Raw genomic sequence first — 18,794 nt, 5'->3', positions numbered from 1 at the left:
CTATTTTTTTTGAAAATAGCGCTAGGTTGTTTAATTTTTAATTTATAAGGAGAATAGAATAAATTTGCTAAACAAATGGAATGAAGGGCATGGATTGACAATTTTTTTTGCATGTTTTAAAAGAAAATTTGATATAACCGGAGGATTCCATGGTCCATTCAAATACACCCCCACATTCATTTAGCGCCCAATTACAAGAAGACGTATTTCCCTTAAATTGGAAGAATCCTAAGCCTGTAGCCATTTATGATCTTCTCGTAGTAGGGGGCGGGCCGGGTGGAATGACGGCAGCTACCTTAGCAAAAAAATTGGATGCCCAGGTTGCGTTTGTGGAAAAAGAACATTTTGGAGGCGAGTGCTTAAGTTATGGATGTATCCCCTCCAAAGCGATGATCCGTTCCTCCCGTTTGGTTGCAGAAGTGTGTCATGCTCAGCAATTTGGAGTGGAGATTCCTCCAAATTGGAAGGTAAACTTTCATGCAGTCATGCAAAGAGTGCATCGTTTGCAAGCTACTATTTCTCCGCACGATTCTGCCGAGCATTTTAAAAAATTAGGCATAGATGTTTTTCTAGGAACAGGACGTTTTATCGGGCCTAATCAATTGGAAGTGAGTGGACAAATCATTAATTTTAAAAAAGCCATCATTGCGACTGGTACCCAACCTGTTCCCTTTGAAATTCCTGGCTTGAGTGAGGCCGATTACCATACGAATCAAACCATATTTAGCTTATCTACTTTACCTGCTCGGCTAGGGGTGATAGGGGGAGGGCCCATCAGCTGTGAACTTTCGCAAGCTTTTTTGCGCTTTGGCTCTCAGGTAACGTTAATGACACATGGCTCTCATCTGCTTCCGAAAGATAGCCCTATGGCAACAGAGCGTTTGCGGAAAGAATTGGAAAGAGAAGGGATGCAGATTTTTACTCAAACTAAAGTCGTGCGTGTGGAGAAAAAAGGGAAAGAAAAAGTTTTATACCTAGATCAGCACTCAACGAGCATCCCCGTGGATGAAATCCTCATCGCTGCAGGCAGAGCACCTGTAGTGGAAGGACTAGGACTTGACCAAGCAGGGGTGAGCTATGACAGTCATCAAGGGATTTCAACGAATGATTTTCTGCAGACCTCTAATCCTAATATCTATGCGATTGGGGACGTCACCTCCAAATATAAATTTACCCATATTTCTAAAGAATTAGCTTCTATAGCGGTAACAAACGCGTTAAAAGATGGCCAAGAACAAAAAAATGCCTTAATTGTTCCCTGGTGTACCTTTACTTCTCCTGAAATTGCTCATGTCGGCTTGAGTCAAGAAGAAGCTCAAGAGCGTGGAATTGCTACAGAAATAGCGGTTGTTGAATTAGCAGATGTAGATCGCGCGATTTTGGATGAAGAAACCACCGGGTTTGTAAGGCTTATGGTGAAAAAGGGATCGCATGCAATCATTGGAGCAGATATTATGGCGGAGCATGCTGGCGATTTAATTGCGCAAGTTGGCGTCGCAATGGCTTCGGAAAAGGGATTACTGGCCTTAGCTAAATCTATACACCCTTTTCCTACGCAAAGCCAGGCTATCCGCACAGCTGCTGAGAGGCTTTTGCAACAGCAATCGAGCGTTAATTCTATTGAAACGAGTAAATGGAACCAAGCTGCAAAACTTTTGTGAGCTCATCTAGAGCTTCACGACTTTCTTTAATTAACTTGGGATCCATGAGATCACTTGGAGCCAGGCGATCCCTATAGTGTTTATGAATCCATTTGGTAAGTACTTGGTACAAGGTATTTGAGAATAACACGTGCGGATGTGTTTCGGCTAATTCCCTTTCTGTCAGGACCACTCGCAATCGCAAGCAAGCAGGCCCTCCTCCATTTTGCATGTTTTGGAGATCGAGATAATGCACTGAGCTTATGGGATTGTGAGCTTCTTCGGTAAGCTCGCGTAGAAAAAGTTCAACTGCTGGGATCTTTTGACATTCTTGAGAGGCCAAAATTGCCATCGACTGGTTTTCTAAAGTGACAAGTTGAGAATTAAATAAAGACGATTTCACGGCTTGGGAAAGGGAAATCCGTTTCTTGGGCACTTTGACTAAAAATAGGTCTCTTGAGCAAACTTCTTGAACTTTTTTTTGCAAATTTTCAATCACTTCTTCCGTTTGAAAAAAGGCATTTTCGTGATAAAGAAATACATATTGGTTCCCCAAGGCAATAAGATCATTGTGAAATACGCCTGCATCAATGGCTGCTGGATTCTGCTGAGCGAAGATGGTATGTTTTGGGTATAGTTTATGCATTCTGGCAATGGCGAAGCTGGCTTCATCCGCTTGACGAGGAGGGAACTTAGAAGGTTGGATAATTGTGGGGTGAAAGCTTGATTTTCCATACACAAACAACTGCACTCCTGGATGCTCATAGCGGCTGCAAAAGCGAGTATGGTTGGCTGATCCTTCATCCGAAAAATAGCTATTTGAAGGGAGCGCGTCGTGGTGGGTAAAGTAAATAGGATTGGAAAAGATGGTTTTTAAGATTTTTTGGGCGGTTTGGTAATCGAAAGCTCGGTGAAATTTACTGCATAAATTTGCGGGGGTAAAGTGTACGTGCTTATCGGAAGAATCTATAGAAGGAGAAATGGTGGCCGCATTGGCTGTCCAAATGTTTTCAGCGGAAAAGCAGCTGAAAAAAATTTCCGGAGAAGCTTTAAAAACAGCTGCGCCTAAACGCTCTTCTACCTCAGTGAATCCTAAGTTGCGCAGAGTAGGGATATGAGGGCGTTCAGGAGGGGGAAGTACACCTTGTTTGATACCTAAGTCATGCAACCTCTTCATTTTTTCTAATCCTTGCAAGGCTGCAGCTTTTGGATTAGAAGGAAGATTTTGGGTTTCTAAAGGTGCGGCATTTCCGTATGAAAGGTTGCCATAAGCGTGGGTAGGTCCCACTAATCCATCAAAATTGACTTCGTACGCTTGATTCATTGTAAACCCTGTCGATAGAATGATTTTGGGAAAAACTTTGTTGACATTTGTAAAAGACGCCCTTCAGTTGAAATAACAAAATCGCTATAATAATCAGCTGTATACCGAGGCTGTGCAAAGGAGCCGGCTCACTAGGTTTAAAAGCCAGTAGGGTGGCAACCATGTGGCCATTGGGAAGCTGGCCTGGCAATCTAAAAAGTCCTAAAGCAGCTGTCACTCCACGAGGCTTATGAAGGCCCTTAACGCCATTATCGGCTTGAGGAATTGAAATTTTAGCCACCCTTGCATAAACTTTATGGCTTGATTCCCAAAAGTGTTTGCCTGCTTCCTGAGCGGCTTTTCTAGGATTTTTGGAAAACATCGAATATGGCTTGCTAAAGATTTTAGCAGCTTTTTTTCCATACGCATAAAGGAGCCTGAGGGCTTCTTGTAAAGCGTTTAGCCCTCCTAAAATAGTTTGTACAGCTTTTGTACGGGGCTTCCTTTCTTTGGAAAGAAAAGACCGACTATTAAAACGGCATAAAGCAGCTTCTAAAGCCCCCCTTATAGCTTCTCCACGGTCAATCTTGTTTCTATTTAAGGTCATTTTATAAGTGAAATGGCTGAATTTAGCTTGGATCCATCTGCCATCATGAAAAAAAGTATGCATTGCCATTGGATGGCTCCAAGTTAATAGGATTCTTATCGCACTATATAAAGAAAATAGATCGCATGACAAATGTTTTTTTCTTTTTTGCAAGGGGAATGGGGAAGGGAGGGAGGCGCCCGAAAAAATTCTTGTTTTGACTTTGTAATAAATCTGCGCTTCGGCTAATGTGACGAATAGTGGTCCAAATCCGGATTGATGAGGCCTTTTAGAGACTTTTGCCAAATGATAAAGGAACGCTCTTTTTCATTTTTTTCTTGGACACCCCATTATTAAGGAGAGGGGATGAAGCGTCTGGACGCAAGTCAAATTAAAAAAGAATTAGCAAAAAACCATGCTTGTTATGTCCTTATCACCTGTGATCCGCCTTCTGCGGATGGAAATATGCAAGTGTGTATGAGTTATGAAGGTGATACTGCTTTAGCAGCTTATCTGCTAAAAGGGGCCCAATCTTTTATCGAAGAACAAGATGAAGAGATAGAAGGGGTTGGGGCAAACCTTAAAATTATTGAATGATTAAACAATAAGCGATTTAAGGCTGCTTAGGGATGCGTCTGAGGAACTCGATTAGATGATTCTTCTTTTTTTACATGGGTCGGGAAAGATAGGTTTGTGATAGCCAATATAGCGTATTGGTTACCCCAAAGGTGAAACTAAAAGAGCTTCTTCACACGCTTCCCTATATAAGGGACTTTTAAATTCTGGAAGCCATCCACTCTTTATCCTTGGCTTTTGCAAAGTTAGCAAACTAGCCCTTTTCTGGCTTGTACGCAGCATGATTATTTAAGCGGCTAGAGAGAGAAATTAGGGCTTAAAAAGAGATAAAGCCAACTGATGGAAAATGCACAGGCCGTGTTGGCCCTCGAGGTTTTGGGTGAAAATTGCCCTTTCCTAGGCAAAGTGCTTAATATCCTTGATTGGCCTGGTTTGTAAGGCGTAACTTCTCCAAGGGGTTGAGTTAATCGAATGGGTATTGGGGTGTTTGTTTTAACTCAAGCAAAAGGATATGCGTGCCCGTGTACGCCTAAAAAATCCACTCATTCGTTGAAGCCAAAACAGGATTAAATTATCTTTTTGCGAATTTCATTTTTTAAAAATGTTTTTTCGAGACAGCTTCTAACCTTTCTTTTTTATAAATAAGCATGGGGGCTGTTCATTAACTCCAGCTTTGAAATTGCAGCACGGACTAAGCTATTTATTTGGCAATAGCGCTTTTGCAGAAAGAAAAAGATCAGCTAGGTTGCTGAATATGCACCAAAAACAGAGATAAAGCTTTTAGCAATAACAAGAGGGGTAGGTGGAATCCAGTCATAGAGGCTCGTCTCCTTTGGCTGTCACTGAAGGGCATCTCTTGCATGAGGGGAATTGAGCTTGTCTTTCCCCTCTAAAACTAAAGTCTCCCTCTCATTTATGATTGTCTCTTATATATGAAAAAAGCTCGTTTGCTGGGCAGGCGAGCTCATGCAAATGCTCGTCTATAAAAGGGGCTTTCTGAAATAATTCTTGTTAGAAATGGCCCATGATCTACGCAAAAACCTTTAAGGTGGAAAAATGGAAAATTCTATTTATCAAGTTTTAAATCAAGCCTCCAAAACACTGGAGAGCTTTATTAAAAGTGTGGCATTTAAAACTTCCCTTTCTAAAGAGGACTTTTCTCTCCATTTAAAAGAGACCCAAAAAGCTTTAAAAAGTTTAAAGGATCTTGGGGATTATCAGGTGAAAGCTATGCAGGGATCTCATCCTACTTTTGAGGAAGAAATAAAGAACCTGCGGAAACTTTTGACAGAAATTCACCAGATTAAAGATAAAGTTACCCAGGAAAAAGTGGGAGCTGTGCAAGCTTCTCTTTTTCAGGAAACCATTAAAGATTTCCAAAATTTGATCAAAAATTTAGATAAAGATCACAAACGAGGAGATCGGGTAGAAAAATTAGATTCTCTCGACTCCGCAGAGTAACTTTTAATCGAGTAAGGACATGGAGATTACAAGCCCAGCCTTTAAGCATGAACACCCCATTCCAAAAAAATATACCTGTGAAGGGGAAGATCTTTCTCCCCCTCTTGTTTTTCAGGATGTTCCCTCAAATGCTAAAAGCTTAACGTTGATTATGGAAGATCCCGATGCGCCGCGAGGAGTATTTGACCATTGGATTGTATGGAATCTCCCTCCTCATCTCATGACTTTAGCAGAGGGGGCTCAAGTTCCTATGGAAGGTAAAAATAGTTTTCATGTTGATAAATACAGGGGCCCTTGTCCTCCGCCTGGAAGTCCTCATCGGTATGTCATTCAAGTATATGCCTTAGACATTCAGTTAAATTTACCCACAGGAAGTTCAAAAAAAAGGGTATTAGAGGCTATGGAAGGACATATCCTTGCAAAAGCTGTCTTAATCGGGAAATATCAACGTTGATCAACACGCTTATCAAGGGTAGAAACTGAGAGTGATTCCGGAAACTAATTTTGGGCATAAAGCCGCTAATCTTATTAAATTAAATGAATTGTGCCACTTGTTATCCATCCCGGAAATTCAGGTGTGTGTCCCTCCATTTATTTGTTTTGCTCATGCTGAAATATTTGCTCATATTGATCAGTATTACCCGGAATATTTAGAAGATTGGGCCATATTTACTCAAATCCAAACCGAAGAAGCCTCCTTTAGTCCGGATGCCCAGCTCTGCTTGTGGAAAATTCAAGAGAACCTGATCCACGTATTTACAAACTACCCTTTTCATTCCGCTGCCTTGGAGGAGTTTTTAACCCATAAGGTGGAAAAAGATCAGGTTTTAGTGGTACGCAGTACGGGACGGGAAGATGGGGAAACTTTTTCAAATGCGGGGGGAAATCGTTCGGAATCGGGAATTTTGCCAGATATTGCCGCCATTTCAGTGGGGATTGGAAAAGTTATCGCTTCTTATCATTCGGTGAAATCTTTGCGTTTGCGTGCTTTGGGAGAAGATGATCCTTACTCTACCCCTTTTTTAGCAGTATTTATCCAGGTGATGATAGGGGAAATTTACGAAAGCAGTTGCCGCCTAGGCATTCCGGTGTCAGGGATTTTACACACTCAAGAAGTTTTAGGGTATACTCCCCAGCTTATTCAACTTCAGGCTCTTTACGGACATAATGAAGCTTTGGTGAAGAACATCCAGCCTTTTGATACCTTTTATGTGTATCCAGATGACATTCATTCGATTATCCCTTTCAAAAAGAAAAGGATGGTTGCGAGCTTAGCAGGGGAATTTGTCACCATTGACAATCCGTGGGAGTTGCGCACGAGTGCAACTTTAAGCCCTTCCTTGCTTTTTATTTTTTATCATTTGGCTGAAAAAATTCAGTCCTTTTTTCAAAAAACGATGGAAGTGGAATGGGTTTATTCGAATCAAACCCTTTTTTTGGTGCAGGCGCGCCCCTTAATCTCTTCTAAGAAGCTAAGCCCTACTTTTGTAAATGAACAACGTTTACGCGAACATGTGCAAGATTTTTCGGTTTATCAAGGGGAAACGATTGCTTCAAAAGGGGGAGTCACTTTATTAACGCGAGCCAATGAGCTGATCCAAGATGCCACCTTGGAAAAAGGTTTTAATCATTATCTTCAGGATAGCAAATCCACGGCCAAAGCCATTTTTGCGAGGATTTCTGCGGCCACCACTTCTCATGCTGCTTGCTCATTGCGAGAACAGGGAATTGAAGTTTTATGCGGGATCGATATTCTCTCCGAGCAGCTTGATCGATCCGATTGTTTTGCTTTGCTCGATTCACAACAAGGTAAGTTATTTATCGCCTCTTGCCCAGGACCTGCAAAAGACACCTTATGGGAATGGTTAAAAGAAAAAGGGATTATAGAAGAAGGGTGGACCTCTCATCCTATTCCTGCTATTGAATCCATTCCTGAGAGAGAAGAGGTGCCTTTTGAAAACTTAAATCTCCCTTCTCTAACAAATAAAGAGCTAAGAGAATTATTTAAGGCGGCTCATCAACAACTTGAAGAAGGGGGAGTTAAAAAACTCGTGGGTTCTCTAGCAGCAGAAATGCAAAACATGGAGGATAAACCGCTGCTTAAACAGCGATTAAAGAAACTTTTCAACCATGCTTTCCACCTTTGGCAAGGGTATTTTGTCAGAGAAGCTTCTAGAAAGCAAAAATTACATGCGCTTAAACGGCTAGAAGCTCTATTTTTTCAGAAAAGAAGTGTCGATATTCTTGAAACCGACTCTCGCAAGGAAATTTTAGAAGAGCAATATTTAGTTTTCCAAATGGAGAAATATGCGGTTGTAGCAGAAGTCAAAAAGGCATGGAGAGCCTTTATAGAGCCTTTATTTCAAGACATGGAGGCTCTTAAAAAACTTGAAAGTTTGATCTACGAAATTCAAGAAAACAAAATTAGTGAAGAATGGATCAATATTGCTTTTTCCCATGCATGGAAAGAAAAGCAGGCAGAGTCTTCAAAAGAGCTTTTGAATCATCTAGAAGTCCAGTTTAAAAACTCCTTGTCCTCTCTAAGTCAAATTTCGACAGCGCGGCAAAATTGGCACATTTTCAGAGAAAAATTAACGCTCTGGGGAGAACCTGAGCAATTTGAGCTCCTGTGGAGGGATCTTAAGACAAGCCTTTTGCCTGAACTGCATGACATGACGCATCAGTTTTTTTCACTTCCTGCAAACCAATGGTTAATCCGCGTTGTTTTATTAAAATTTTTGCAAGAGACGGTTGAAATTTACGACCGAGCCATAAAAGAACTCAAAAGTAGCTCTATCTATTCAACCCAAGATAAAGCATTGCAAGTTTCTCGCTTTAAAGAAATGTTACTGTCCCTTTTTGACTTAATGCAAATTTGGGTGATGCATATTCCTTCAGCAAATATACAAGCATGGATCAGAACGATTGAAGGTTTTGGGGATAAATTGCCCGGTGACTACCGAGAAATCATTATTCAGGCTATCCAAAGGGCTTTTAATCACATCCATACCTATGGGGAAGAGCAGTTATTGCCGAGTGTCGATTTTAACGTGAACGCTCTGGTGATTAGCAGTGCGTATTTTAAGAATCAAGAGCTACCTTCCCATTCCACCTTAGAAGATTTATGTACCCTCATGCACCAAAATATTTTGGTGGCACAAATGGCCGCTTGCGTGCCTCTTTGGGAAGGTAAACTCCCATCGGCTATTTATCTTTTGCATAATAGTCTGTTAAGCATTAAGCAAGATTGCTTTGTTCGCGAAGGTGTGCAAGTTCCTGTCCATGCGAATTGGGTGGGAGTCTCCTATCTTTATCCTTGCTTTAGCTTGAAGTATAATATCCCCGTTAAGAATCACAGCACCATTATCGATGTGGGCTATCATCTTGTAGATAAAAAAGTACAGGTTGAAGTGCGGATGATTGGGCATAACCGGGGGGGCAGAATGGATAAGATCGGAAAGGATGTGTGCATTCAAAGCTTAGCCCAGAACTTGAAGTTTGTGATTTATCCAGAATATGACACTCACTTGAAAATGCTATTTTTTTGGTGGAGTTTTACACCGGAAGAGGTTAGATCGGAAAAAAAACTCAAATTTATAACTCAACTTCTCATCAAGGCGCTAGAGGATACCTTAGTTGAGCGGGATAAGCTAGCCTCCTTAAAATTAGAAAGTGTGGATAACGGCAATGTGTATGTGTGGAAAGCCTTATGGGCTTCAAAAGAAAATACTTTAGCCTGGTTTAAAGCGGGCGCTCCTTATTTTCAGGCTCTGATGCAGCGCTGCTTTTCTCAAAAATGGAATAAGGAGTGCCAAACGATTTTATCTTATCTGGGAATGCATTTTAAAAAAAATGGAGCGGATCTTTTTACCAAGGTTTTCTTTGCTTTAGTCGATTTTTTACAAACGCATCCCCGCTATTTTTGCGCGTATGGAAGTGACTCCCAATTTTTTGGATTAGACGAATTTTCGGATTGGGCTTTAGATGATATTTTAAACCATCCAAAAGCGAGTGAATTACTTGTTTCTCATCGCGAAAAACTCCTTTATCATCTAGAAGACCCCGCGGAAACCAAGATTTTTTATTTGGCTTTACATTTAGCGATTTTAAAAAACCTTTTAAAAAAGCAGGACCACGAGGGGGCCGCCCAGTTTGTAAAGTTTTTGATTGCTAACCAGCAAGATGGAACGGTGGTGGATCTCTCTATCCACGGTAAAAGTTTATCTTTATCTCCTGCAATTGAGCGTGTGCTTCAACAAGGAGCCCAGGGAAAAATTGTGGATGGTTATCCTGTTGCTACAGAAGTGGCCCTCCAGTCTACACCTGTGGTAGATATGCACGAAATAAAAAAAGAGAGCCGGATACTTGTCAAGTTTCCTAACACCGCTCAGTGGATTGCTGCCACGGTTATCAAATCCTCTCCTCCCGAGACGTTAGCAGAGCCTTTCGGATCGCTCAAAATCCGCCTCTCGCGAGGGCGTGTACAAAAACTTATCCACCCTTCTGGGATTCGCTTGCTTCCTCTAATGGAGTATTAAGTTGAATTTTGTGCTGTTCTAGAAAGAAAAAAACTTTTAAAATAGCGGTATTTAAAAACGCTATTGATCCATCAATAGACGCCAAGCCTCTTATCAAATTTCACTCTTGGGGTGTCTAATGAAAACCATGCCCTTTTCTACCTATCAAAAAATACTCATCGCTTTAATTGCTTTTGTTCAATTTAGTGTGGTCTTAGATTTTATGGTGATGTCTCCTTTAGGGGATATGCTCATGAAATCCCTCTCTATTACTCCCACTCAATTTGGATTTGCAGTTTCTGCTTATGCTTTCAGCGCCGGAATTTCAGGATTCTTGGCGGCAGGTTTTGCCGACCGGTTCGACCGCAAAAAAATGCTCTTATTTTTTTATAGCGGCTTTATTTTTGGCACGCTGCTTTGCGGCTTGGCTAATTCCTATGCAATGTTGGTTACAGCTCGAATTGTCACAGGCTTATTCGGAGGGGTGATGAGTTCAATTTCGCTTGCTATTATCTCGGATATATTTGTGATTGAACAACGAGGGCGAGTGATGGGCTTTACGCAGATGGGATTTGGAGCAAGCCAAGTTTTAGGGATCCCTGTGAGTCTTTATTTAGCAAATCTTTCAGGATGGCAATCCCCCTTTTTGATGATTGTGGCGATGTCGATGGTGATCGCTTTGCTGATTTGGGTGAATATGCGACCTATAACAGCTCACCTTGCCGTTCAGCATAGCCAAAGTGCTTATGCGCATTTGCGCTATACCTTGACACATCCTCACTACCGCCTAGGGTTTGCGGCGACTGCTTTACTTTCAGTCGGAGGCTTTATGATCATGCCTTTTAGTAGCGCTTTTGCGATTAACAACCTGCATGTTACTCCCCAACAGCTGCCCTTTTTGTTCATGGTATCTGGTATAAGCGGAATAATCTTCATGCCTTTAGTGGGACGTCTAAGTGACAAAATGGATAAATTCAAACTGTTTGCTATAGCCTCTCTGTTTACCATGGTTGCGATCTTAATCTATGCCCATCTTGTGCCCATGCCTTTATGGGTCATCATCCTGGTCAATATTCTGATAATGTTAGGAATTATGGGGCGGATGGTTCCTGCAATGGCTTTGACTACCGCTGTGCCTGAAATGAAGGATTGCGGGGCTTTTATGAGCATCACTTCCTCTCTCCAGCAAATTGCGGGAGGCGTCGCTTCTTCTATTGCAGGCATGATTGTGGTACAGAAAAACAGCTTTAGCCCTCTTGAGCATTACGATATCTTAGGCTGGATTATCGCAGTGGTGAGCTTACTTTGCATTTTCTTGGTCTATCGGGTGAACCAACATGTGCAGCGCAAATTGGATAAAAAAGCTGCCGCGATGGGGGAGATTTCCGAAAGACTTGTGAATGCTTAGTTTAGTCCATTTTTTCTAACTTTTATCGAAATGGCAGCGCGATTTTTTACTAAGCATAAGTGGCTGGCAAAAAAGGGCTAACCTCAGCCTCTTCCTAAGACCATATTTCCTCCTTAGGTGGGCTAAAAAGCAACCTCTAGGTGTTTTTCAAATAGCTTCTTGTTCCAGCCGGTGGGGCGTTAAATTTTGACAAAGGAGAGAGGTCAAAAAATTTAGGAGATAAATGCCTCACTTGCAGGCAAAACTCTTTAGTCTGCATTAAAAGGGGAAGGGGAGAAGCTTTAAAGGAATTAAAATGACAGTTTTTACCAAAGAAAGTCTCGAAACGTTACGTCAAAGAATTGATTTGGTCGATGTTTTATCTGCTCATCTAGATTTAAAACGAACAGGGGCTTCTTATAAAGCTTTATGCCCCTTTCACGATGAGAAAACAGCTTCTTTTGTGGTCCAGAAAGGGGATAACCATTACCACTGTTTTGGCTGCGGTGCTCATGGAGATGCGATTCACTTTTTGATGAACCATTTAAAAATGAGTTTTCTAGAAGCGGTTGAATATCTTGCCAATCGCTTTCACGTGCACCTTGACAGGGTAGAACACGGGGAAGGTACTAAAACGGTCAATAAAGCGCGTTTAAGAGAAGCCCTTTCAATTGCTATGGAGTTCTACCATTTTGCTCTGTTGCATACCCCTGAAGGCCACCAAGCTTTGCACTATCTTTACCAAAGAGGCATTGATTTGGGTTTTATCCAATATTTTAAGATTGGGTTTGCTCCCCCACTTGTTGGAATGTTGCGCAAAGTTTTGCATGCACGCTCTATCTCAGACGAAGTGATGCTTGAAGCTGGCCTTTTAATTGAGACAAAAGAGGGTAAAAAGAAAGAATTTTTTTCGGATCGAATTCTTTTTCCTATCCACCATCCCTCCAGTGGAGTGATTGGGTTTTCAGGAAGAAAATTCAAGGAAGAAACCTTTGGTGGCAAGTATGTCAATACGGCTGAAACCCCTCTATTCAAAAAATCACGCGTATTATTTGGATTAAATTATTGTCGCAAAAGGATTGCTAAGGAGCGGCGTGCGATTATTGTAGAGGGGCAAATCGATGCCCTGCGCTTGATTTACACAGGATTTAATCTGACTGTAGCCGGCCAAGGAACAGCTTTTGGAGAGGGGCATGTGAAGGAATTAATGCAGTTAGGGGTGCAAACGGTCTACTTAGCTTTAGATCCAGATGGAGCAGGACAAGAAGCGGCTGCAAAAATTGGCAACCTCTTTCAAAAGGAAGGGGTAGATATTAAAATTGTCTCTCTACCGCCACAGATGGATCCGGACGTTTTTTTGCGAGAAAGAGGACCGGAAGCTTTTCAGGCTCTTTTACAAAAAAGTGTGGATTATTTGCCTTTTCTTGTCTCTCATTTATCTAAAAAGTTCAATTGTGTCTCACCTGCGGGAAAAAACGAACTTGTCCAAACGGTTACTGCTCAAATTCAACAATGGAACCATCCGGTAATGGTTCATGAAAGCCTTCGACAATTGGCCCACCTGATGCAGGTTCCCGAAAGCGTGGTGACTCAGGACGTACTTCCTCGTTCCTCTCATGCTTTTGTGAAAAAAGGAGCCAGTATTGGCACGGCGGCATCTGTAGATCCCGATCGAATTCTGGAGTGCGATTTGTTGCGGTGGATGTTATTAATGGGAGAAACCCATCCCCATTTGATTGAGATGGTGGGCTTAAATTTGAAGGTAGAAGATTTCTCTCACGCGGCTTGTGGACACCTTTTCACCACCTTTTTAGAGGGGCACCAAAATCAGAAGGCACCTGATTTGCTTTCCTTGGCTATAGCGCTTGACAATGAAGAAGGGCAGACGCTTATCTCGGAAATTCTCGAGAAAAAAATCAATAAAGAGAAAGCTGAAGAACATTTTAAAGAAACAGTTCAACGTATTCTAGATCGCAATTGGATGAAAAGGCGAGAAGAGATCAAAATGAAGATCCAAAGTGGTCAGCTTTCCGATGATGAGGCTCTTGACCTTGTTAAGCAGTTTGACGAGCTCAAGCGTCATCCTCCTCAATTGAAAACAAAGTAGGGCCCTTCATAAGCCACGGAGAATAAGTGACTCCAAACCTTTCGGCAAAGCTTAATGTTACAAGAGTCATTCCTCATAAATCCTTCTTTGCCATTGACATTTAACTATCCTACGTGTAAAATATTTTCTTAAATTATTAAGACAATTACCATGGACATAAATGCCAGCTTTTTATTAAAAGCAGACCGCGTGTCTGACTATATCCCCGCAATCAGTACAATCACTAACTTGATTGATTTATTCCAAAAATGTGTAATGCTTTCTTTCAAGCAAAAAGCAAGTATTTCCAAAAGTCATTACTACACTTATCTAAAGCAAAAAAACTTTTCTCGCTGTATTGTACTGCTACTACCTGTGATAGGAAACATTCTTGTCGCCATCTATGATTTTGCTAAGAGCAGGCCGAAGCATGCAGACGTCTCGCTCGTAGTTTCTCAGCCAGTTCCTCTTTCTGCTCCAAAATCTTCTGAAAGTGGCAGCTCTCCTAAGCCTACCATGGGAGGGATTGCTACAGACATAAACCGCGAGCTAGGCGAGCATGCAGAAAGCTCGGTACTGGGTACAAGCGAAGCCAGGGCAAAGGGAGGGATTCACAAAAAGCATTCTCAAGCTTTAGTTGCTGCAGGCTATCCGGCAGAAACAGCCCTAAAATTAGTGTCAGCAAAAAAAACTAAGAAAGAAGTTAGCAGCCTAGTAGAACAGCTCTCTCTTGGAATGCCTGATTGCTATGAAAACAGCATTGCGACCGATCAAACCAAACTTGCGCTTAACACCCCCCGGGCTAGCGCTAAAAATATCTATCTAGAACAGAACGCTCAACTGCATGTTCACTCTCATGCACACTCTATTATTCAATGCAAGGCAGAGCCTTCCTTATCGCAGGAAGAGCTAGTTCCTCAAAATCTCGTTAGCTCTCTTCGAAACTATTACCTTTCTCAAAAAAATATTTCTATTCTTAGAATTAGAACGCAACAAGAGTGGGAACTTAAGGTGCCTTTAGAAGAAATTTATGTGCGTTTAGGGATTATTGAAAATAAAGAAAGAAAAACACGCGATCAAGCCTTGGATAAGCATTCTAATTACATTCAAGATGAACGTGCCCCAACTTATGAAACCATCTTCGAGCCTAAGCAGGAGATTGAACTTGAAAAGCTCTTTGAACACGAAAGCCTTCAAAAAGAAAATTCTAAGAAAATTTACCTTCAAGGTTCTGCTGGAAGCGGTAAGAGTACCCTATGCCACTATATTAGCTATCGTTGGGCAAAAGGAGAGCTTTGGCAAGACATCTTTGCCTGCCTCTTTTGGATTCCCTTAAGAAATTTGACCTTAAGGAAATACCCCGAGGATAAAGATTATACTTCAGCTGATTTGATTGCGAGAGAGTATAAAGGTAAAATCGATCGCAGAGTCATCGACTTTTACCTAAAAGATCCCGCCTTTCTAGAAAAAACTTTGCTTGTCTTAGACGGCTACGATGAGCTTTCAGCAGATGTCCAAGGTAATAGCAGCCTTGCTACAGCTTTTAAGGAGCTAAAAGAACTATTTCCCCATATTTTAATCACTTCAAGGCCTGGAAGCTGTTCTTTTAAGCGCTCTTGTGATCTGGAGCTTCTAGGCTTTGATAAAAAAGGAGTCGATCGTTATATCGATAAATTTTTCACACAAGTCAAAGCTGAAGAGAAAAAAGAAAAACTTCGTAGTCTCTTAAAGAGCTCTCCCCAAGTTTTAAGTCTTGCCCGCATTCCTATGCTCTTAATTTTACTGTGCTGCCTCTTTCATGAAGACCCAAAATTCTTTAAATCTAATCATTCCATTACGATGACTGCCATTTATGAACGGATGATTAACCGAATGTATCAGGGGTTTCTTTTACGAAGAATTGGCCAAAGTCCATCTAGCCCAACTCAAGAGCACATTTTAACAGAAGAAAACCTGCGCCAAAATTTAGAAGTTGATAAAATTGCCACCATTTTTGAAGAAATGGCCTATTTTGCTATGGAAAAAGACACCCTTTATTTAAGTAAGCAAGAAATCGGTCGCTTTATTAAAGATAATAAAGCCTTACCCAATGAGCTTACTGATTGTGGGCTTCTTCGCATCCCCGAAGCGGAAGAAAAAGGGTATTTTATCCACTTAACCTTCCAAGAATTTTTAACCGCTTCAAAAGTTGCCAATCAATATCTTGAAGGAGAAAGACAAACATGCCAAGCATTTGTGCAAAATTACAAATTTGAACCCCGCTATGCTCTCCTTTTTCGTATGATTGCCGGCAGTCTTTCTCTGGCTACCTCAAGTAATCGCCGCTATGCGAATGTACTACAGCATTTTTTTGACGACCTTTTTGCTGCACCGCAAGACTTTGCTGTCAGCGGCGAGCTTACTTTGATTGCTGAGTGCTTTGAAGAGTGTCAAAATCCTAGTGTAGTAAAGCAGTACGATGGCTTTATTAGGCTCGTAAAAGACTATATTAAGCATCTCTTCTTGTTAAATTTAGACTTTGAAAGATTGCTCAGGAATAGAAATTTTCTTAATCATCCCGAAATCTTACCTACTATCGGAGAGCTATTATCCGATCCTAGGACAAGAGAAAAGATGCTAATAATCTTACTAAGCATCTCGAAAACTGGAATAAGCTTAGCTTCAGAAATAGTAGGATTGATCGTTGAGCAACTTAAGGATCCTAAAAAATATTCTAATGCTAGAAGGTATGCTGTCTTTGTGTTAGAACAAATAGCAAAGCAAGGAAGCAAGCTTCCGCAAGAAGCTTTAGCTGTTCTCTATCAAGCTTTCGATGAAGACACGATGGTTAAAAATTCTGCTGCTAGGGCCCTAGAAGCAATAGCAAAGCGAAGAGGTGAGCTTTCGGAAGAAGCATTTGCCTCTCTCATCCAAGCCCTTCAGGAAAGCGAAGAGTGGACTAAAAATTATGCTGCTCGTGCTCTAGGGTCAATAGCAAAACAAAGAAGTGAGCTTTCTAAAGAAGTGCTAGACGCTCTCATGCAGGCTCTCAAAGAAGGAGATAGTTGGAATAAAGGCTATGTTGCTAATGCCCTAGTAGCGGTAGTAAAACAAGGAGGCAAGCTTCCGGGAGAAGCATTAGACGCTCTCATCCAGGCTCTCAAAGAAGGAGATAGAGAGAATAAAGGCTATGTTGCTGATGCCCTAGTAGAGATAGTAAAACAAGGAGGCAAGCTTCCGGGAGAAGCATTAGACGCTCTCATCCAGGCTCTCAAAGAAGGAGATAGAGAGAATAAAGGCTATGTTGCTGATGCCCTAGTAGAGATAGTAAAACAAGGAGGCAAGCTTCCGGGAGAAGCATTAGACGCTCTTATTCAGGTTTTCAAAGAAGGCGATGAAGAGACTAAATGTGATGCTGCTGGTATTCTAAGGGTAATAGCAATACAAGGAGGCGAACTTTCGAAAGAGGCGCTAGCCGTTCTCATCCAGGCTCTCAAAAAAGGCGATAAAGTGGCTAAACGTGTTGCTGCTGATGACCTAACGGAAATAGCAATACAAGGAGGCGAACTTTCGAAAGAGGCGCTAGCGGCTCTCATCCTAGCGCTCCAAGTAGATCATATTAATGTTAAAATTTTTGCTGCTGGTGCCCTAAGGGCAATAGCTGAGCAAGGAGGTAAGCTTCCAAAAGAAGGTCTAGCGGCTCTCATCCTAGCGCTCCAAGTAGATTCTGTTAAAGTTAAAATTTCTGCTGCTGGTGCCCTAAGGGCAATAGCTGAACAAGGAGGTAAGCTTCCAAAAGAAGCATTAGATACTCTCATCCAGGCTCTCAAAGAAGGCGATATAAAGACTAAGTATCCTGCTGCCGTTGCCCTATTAGCAGTAGCAAGACAAGGAGGTAAGCTTCCAAAAGAAGCATTAGATACTTTCATCCAGGCTCTCAAAGAAGGCGATGAAGGAACTAAATATTCTGCTGCTGTTGTCCTAGTAGCAGTAGCAAGACAAGGAGGAGAGTTTTCTAAAGAAGCACTAGATGCTCTCATCGAGGCTCTCAAAGAAGGCGGCAGCGAGGCTAAAGATTGTGTTGTTGAGGTCCTAGGAGAAAAAACAAATCAAGGAGGTGAGCTTTCGAAAGAATTGCTAGTCGCTCTCGCCCTGCTCATCAAGGCTCCTAAAGAAGACGAGAGTGAGACTCAATATTGGGCTGTGGTTGCTCTAGGAGAAATAATAAAACAAGGAGGCAAGCTTCCGAAAGAAGCCTTAGCAGCCTTCATCCAAGCACTTAAGGAAGCGCATAGTTCGAATAAGGCCTATGTAGTAGCTAATATTCTGGGAAAAATAGCAAAACAAAGAGGTGAGCTTTCGAAAGAAGCCCTAGAGGCTCTTTCTCAAACTCTCACGGAAGGCGATTTTATGCTTAAAAGTTATGCTGCTGTTGCTTTAGTAGAAATAGCAGAACAAAGAGAAGAGCTTCCGAAAGAAGTTCTAGACGCTCTCATCCAGGCTCTCAAAGAAGGCGATGAACAGACTAAGCATTTTGCTGCTGATGCCCTAGTAGCAGTAGCAAGACAAGGAGGAGAGCTTTCTAAAAAAGCGCTAGATACTCTCATCCAGGCTCTCAAAGAGGGCGATACAAGGACTAAATTTTTTGCTAGACTTATCCTAAAAGTAGTAGCAAGACAAGGAGGAGAGCTTTCTAAAAAAGCTGTAGATGCTCTCATCCAAGCCTGTAAAGAAGATGATGGAGAGACTAAGTACCCCGCTACTGATGCCCTAATAGTAGTAGCAAGACAAGGAGGAGAGCTTTCTAAAAAAGCTGTAGATGCTCTCATCCAAGCCCGTAAAGAAGATGATGGAGAGACTAAGTACCCTGCTGCTGGTGTCCTAAGGGTAATAGCAAGACAAGGAGGAGAGTTTTCCAAAGAAGCGCTAGCCGCTCTCCTTCAAGCTCTCAAGGAAGGCGATAATCTAGCGAAATTTTATGCCGTCACCGCGTTAAAAAAAGTTAATAAAAATGCACTATTGAAAATGGGGGGCAAGGCATTTGCTTTAATCGCTGAAGTTTGTTTTTTTATTGATTATAGCTTTTCAGTGAAAGGCCAGCAACTTCAAGTATCCGATAAAAGAGTAACTTATTTATCCGAGCTTACACTAGAGCTTAGCTACAAAGAAATGAGGGAACAATTGCCCCCGGAGCTTAGCGTATGGCGGAAGCGGCTAGATAGTCTTAGCTCATCAGAGATTTCATAAGAATCCATCGAT

The 18,794-nt window shown here is 41.7% G+C and carries 10 protein-coding genes; 8 read left to right on the top strand and 2 right to left on the bottom strand.

The genetic code is table 11. The features are described 5' to 3' along the window. The first annotated feature begins 149 nt into the window (after positions 1 to 149). Positions 150 to 1,661 (top strand): mercuric reductase, encoded by a 1,512-nt coding sequence (locus tag PARA125_RS06115; RefSeq protein ID WP_213157839.1) that lies wholly within the window; start codon positions 150 to 152, stop codon positions 1,659 to 1,661. Here the strand turns inward: PARA125_RS06115 and astB are convergent. Then, positions 1,618 to 2,964 (bottom strand): N-succinylarginine dihydrolase, encoded by a 1,347-nt coding sequence (gene astB, locus PARA125_RS06110; RefSeq protein WP_213157837.1) that lies wholly within the window; start codon positions 2,962 to 2,964, stop codon positions 1,618 to 1,620. The genes PARA125_RS06115 and astB overlap by 44 nt on opposite strands. Next, the gene (locus PARA125_RS06105; RefSeq protein WP_213157835.1) at positions 2,936 to 3,619 is read right to left on the bottom strand and encodes a hypothetical protein; all 684 of its coding nucleotides are present in this window, start codon (positions 3,617 to 3,619) and stop codon (positions 2,936 to 2,938) included. Before PARA125_RS06105 ends, astB begins: the two co-directional genes overlap by 29 nt. A gap of 276 nt (positions 3,620 to 3,895) precedes the next feature. Between PARA125_RS06105 and PARA125_RS06100 the strand changes: the two genes are divergently transcribed. The 7 genes from PARA125_RS06100 to PARA125_RS06070 all read left to right on the top strand — a co-directional run bounded on the left by PARA125_RS06100 (position 3,896) and on the right by PARA125_RS06070 (position 18,782). Further along, entirely contained in the window at positions 3,896 to 4,126 is a 231-nt protein-coding gene (locus PARA125_RS06100) for a hypothetical protein (RefSeq protein ID WP_213157833.1), read from the top strand. A gap of 1,035 nt (positions 4,127 to 5,161) precedes the next feature. After that, positions 5,162 to 5,566, top strand: coding sequence for a hypothetical protein (locus PARA125_RS06095; protein WP_213157831.1), 405 nt, complete (start codon positions 5,162 to 5,164; stop codon positions 5,564 to 5,566). A gap of 19 nt (positions 5,567 to 5,585) precedes the next feature. Then, positions 5,586 to 6,020 (top strand): YbhB/YbcL family Raf kinase inhibitor-like protein, encoded by a 435-nt coding sequence (locus tag PARA125_RS06090; protein WP_213157829.1) that lies wholly within the window; start codon positions 5,586 to 5,588, stop codon positions 6,018 to 6,020. Positions 6,021 to 6,051: 31 nt separating this feature from the next. Then, positions 6,052 to 10,104 carry a PEP/pyruvate-binding domain-containing protein gene (locus PARA125_RS06085; RefSeq protein WP_213157828.1) on the top strand — a complete coding sequence of 1,351 codons (4,053 nt, stop codon included), beginning with the start codon at positions 6,052 to 6,054 and terminating at the stop codon, positions 10,102 to 10,104. A gap of 118 nt (positions 10,105 to 10,222) precedes the next feature. Further along, the gene (locus PARA125_RS06080; RefSeq protein WP_213157826.1) at positions 10,223 to 11,491 is read left to right on the top strand and encodes an MFS transporter; all 1,269 of its coding nucleotides are present in this window, start codon (positions 10,223 to 10,225) and stop codon (positions 11,489 to 11,491) included. 295 nt (positions 11,492 to 11,786) lie between these two features. Further along, positions 11,787 to 13,577 carry a DNA primase gene (gene dnaG / locus PARA125_RS06075; protein ID WP_213157825.1) on the top strand — a complete coding sequence of 597 codons (1,791 nt, stop codon included), beginning with the start codon at positions 11,787 to 11,789 and terminating at the stop codon, positions 13,575 to 13,577. 150 nt (positions 13,578 to 13,727) lie between these two features. After that, entirely contained in the window at positions 13,728 to 18,782 is a 5,055-nt protein-coding gene (locus PARA125_RS06070) for a HEAT repeat domain-containing protein (RefSeq protein ID WP_213157824.1), read from the top strand. The last annotated feature ends 12 nt before the right edge of the window (positions 18,783 to 18,794 follow it).

The organism is Parachlamydia sp. AcF125 (assembly GCF_018342475.1).
Lineage (GTDB): Bacteria > Chlamydiota > Chlamydiia > Chlamydiales > Parachlamydiaceae > Parachlamydia.
This window is presented reverse-complemented; position numbering and strand designations above follow the sequence as displayed.

Coding starts and splice junctions, on each gene's coding strand:
- PARA125_RS06115 (WP_213157839.1), top strand. CDS start 150: ATGGTCCATTCAAATACACCCCCACATTCATTTAGCGCCCAATTACAA.
- astB (WP_213157837.1), bottom strand. CDS start 2,964: ATGAATCAAGCGTACGAAGTCAATTTTGATGGATTAGTGGGACCTACC.
- PARA125_RS06105 (WP_213157835.1), bottom strand. CDS start 3,619: ATGGCAATGCATACTTTTTTTCATGATGGCAGATGGATCCAAGCTAAA.
- PARA125_RS06100 (WP_213157833.1), top strand. CDS start 3,896: ATGAAGCGTCTGGACGCAAGTCAAATTAAAAAAGAATTAGCAAAAAAC.
- PARA125_RS06095 (WP_213157831.1), top strand. CDS start 5,162: ATGGAAAATTCTATTTATCAAGTTTTAAATCAAGCCTCCAAAACACTG.
- PARA125_RS06090 (WP_213157829.1), top strand. CDS start 5,586: ATGGAGATTACAAGCCCAGCCTTTAAGCATGAACACCCCATTCCAAAA.
- PARA125_RS06080 (WP_213157826.1), top strand. CDS start 10,223: ATGAAAACCATGCCCTTTTCTACCTATCAAAAAATACTCATCGCTTTA.
- dnaG (WP_213157825.1), top strand. CDS start 11,787: ATGACAGTTTTTACCAAAGAAAGTCTCGAAACGTTACGTCAAAGAATT.
- PARA125_RS06070 (WP_213157824.1), top strand. CDS start 13,728: ATGGACATAAATGCCAGCTTTTTATTAAAAGCAGACCGCGTGTCTGAC.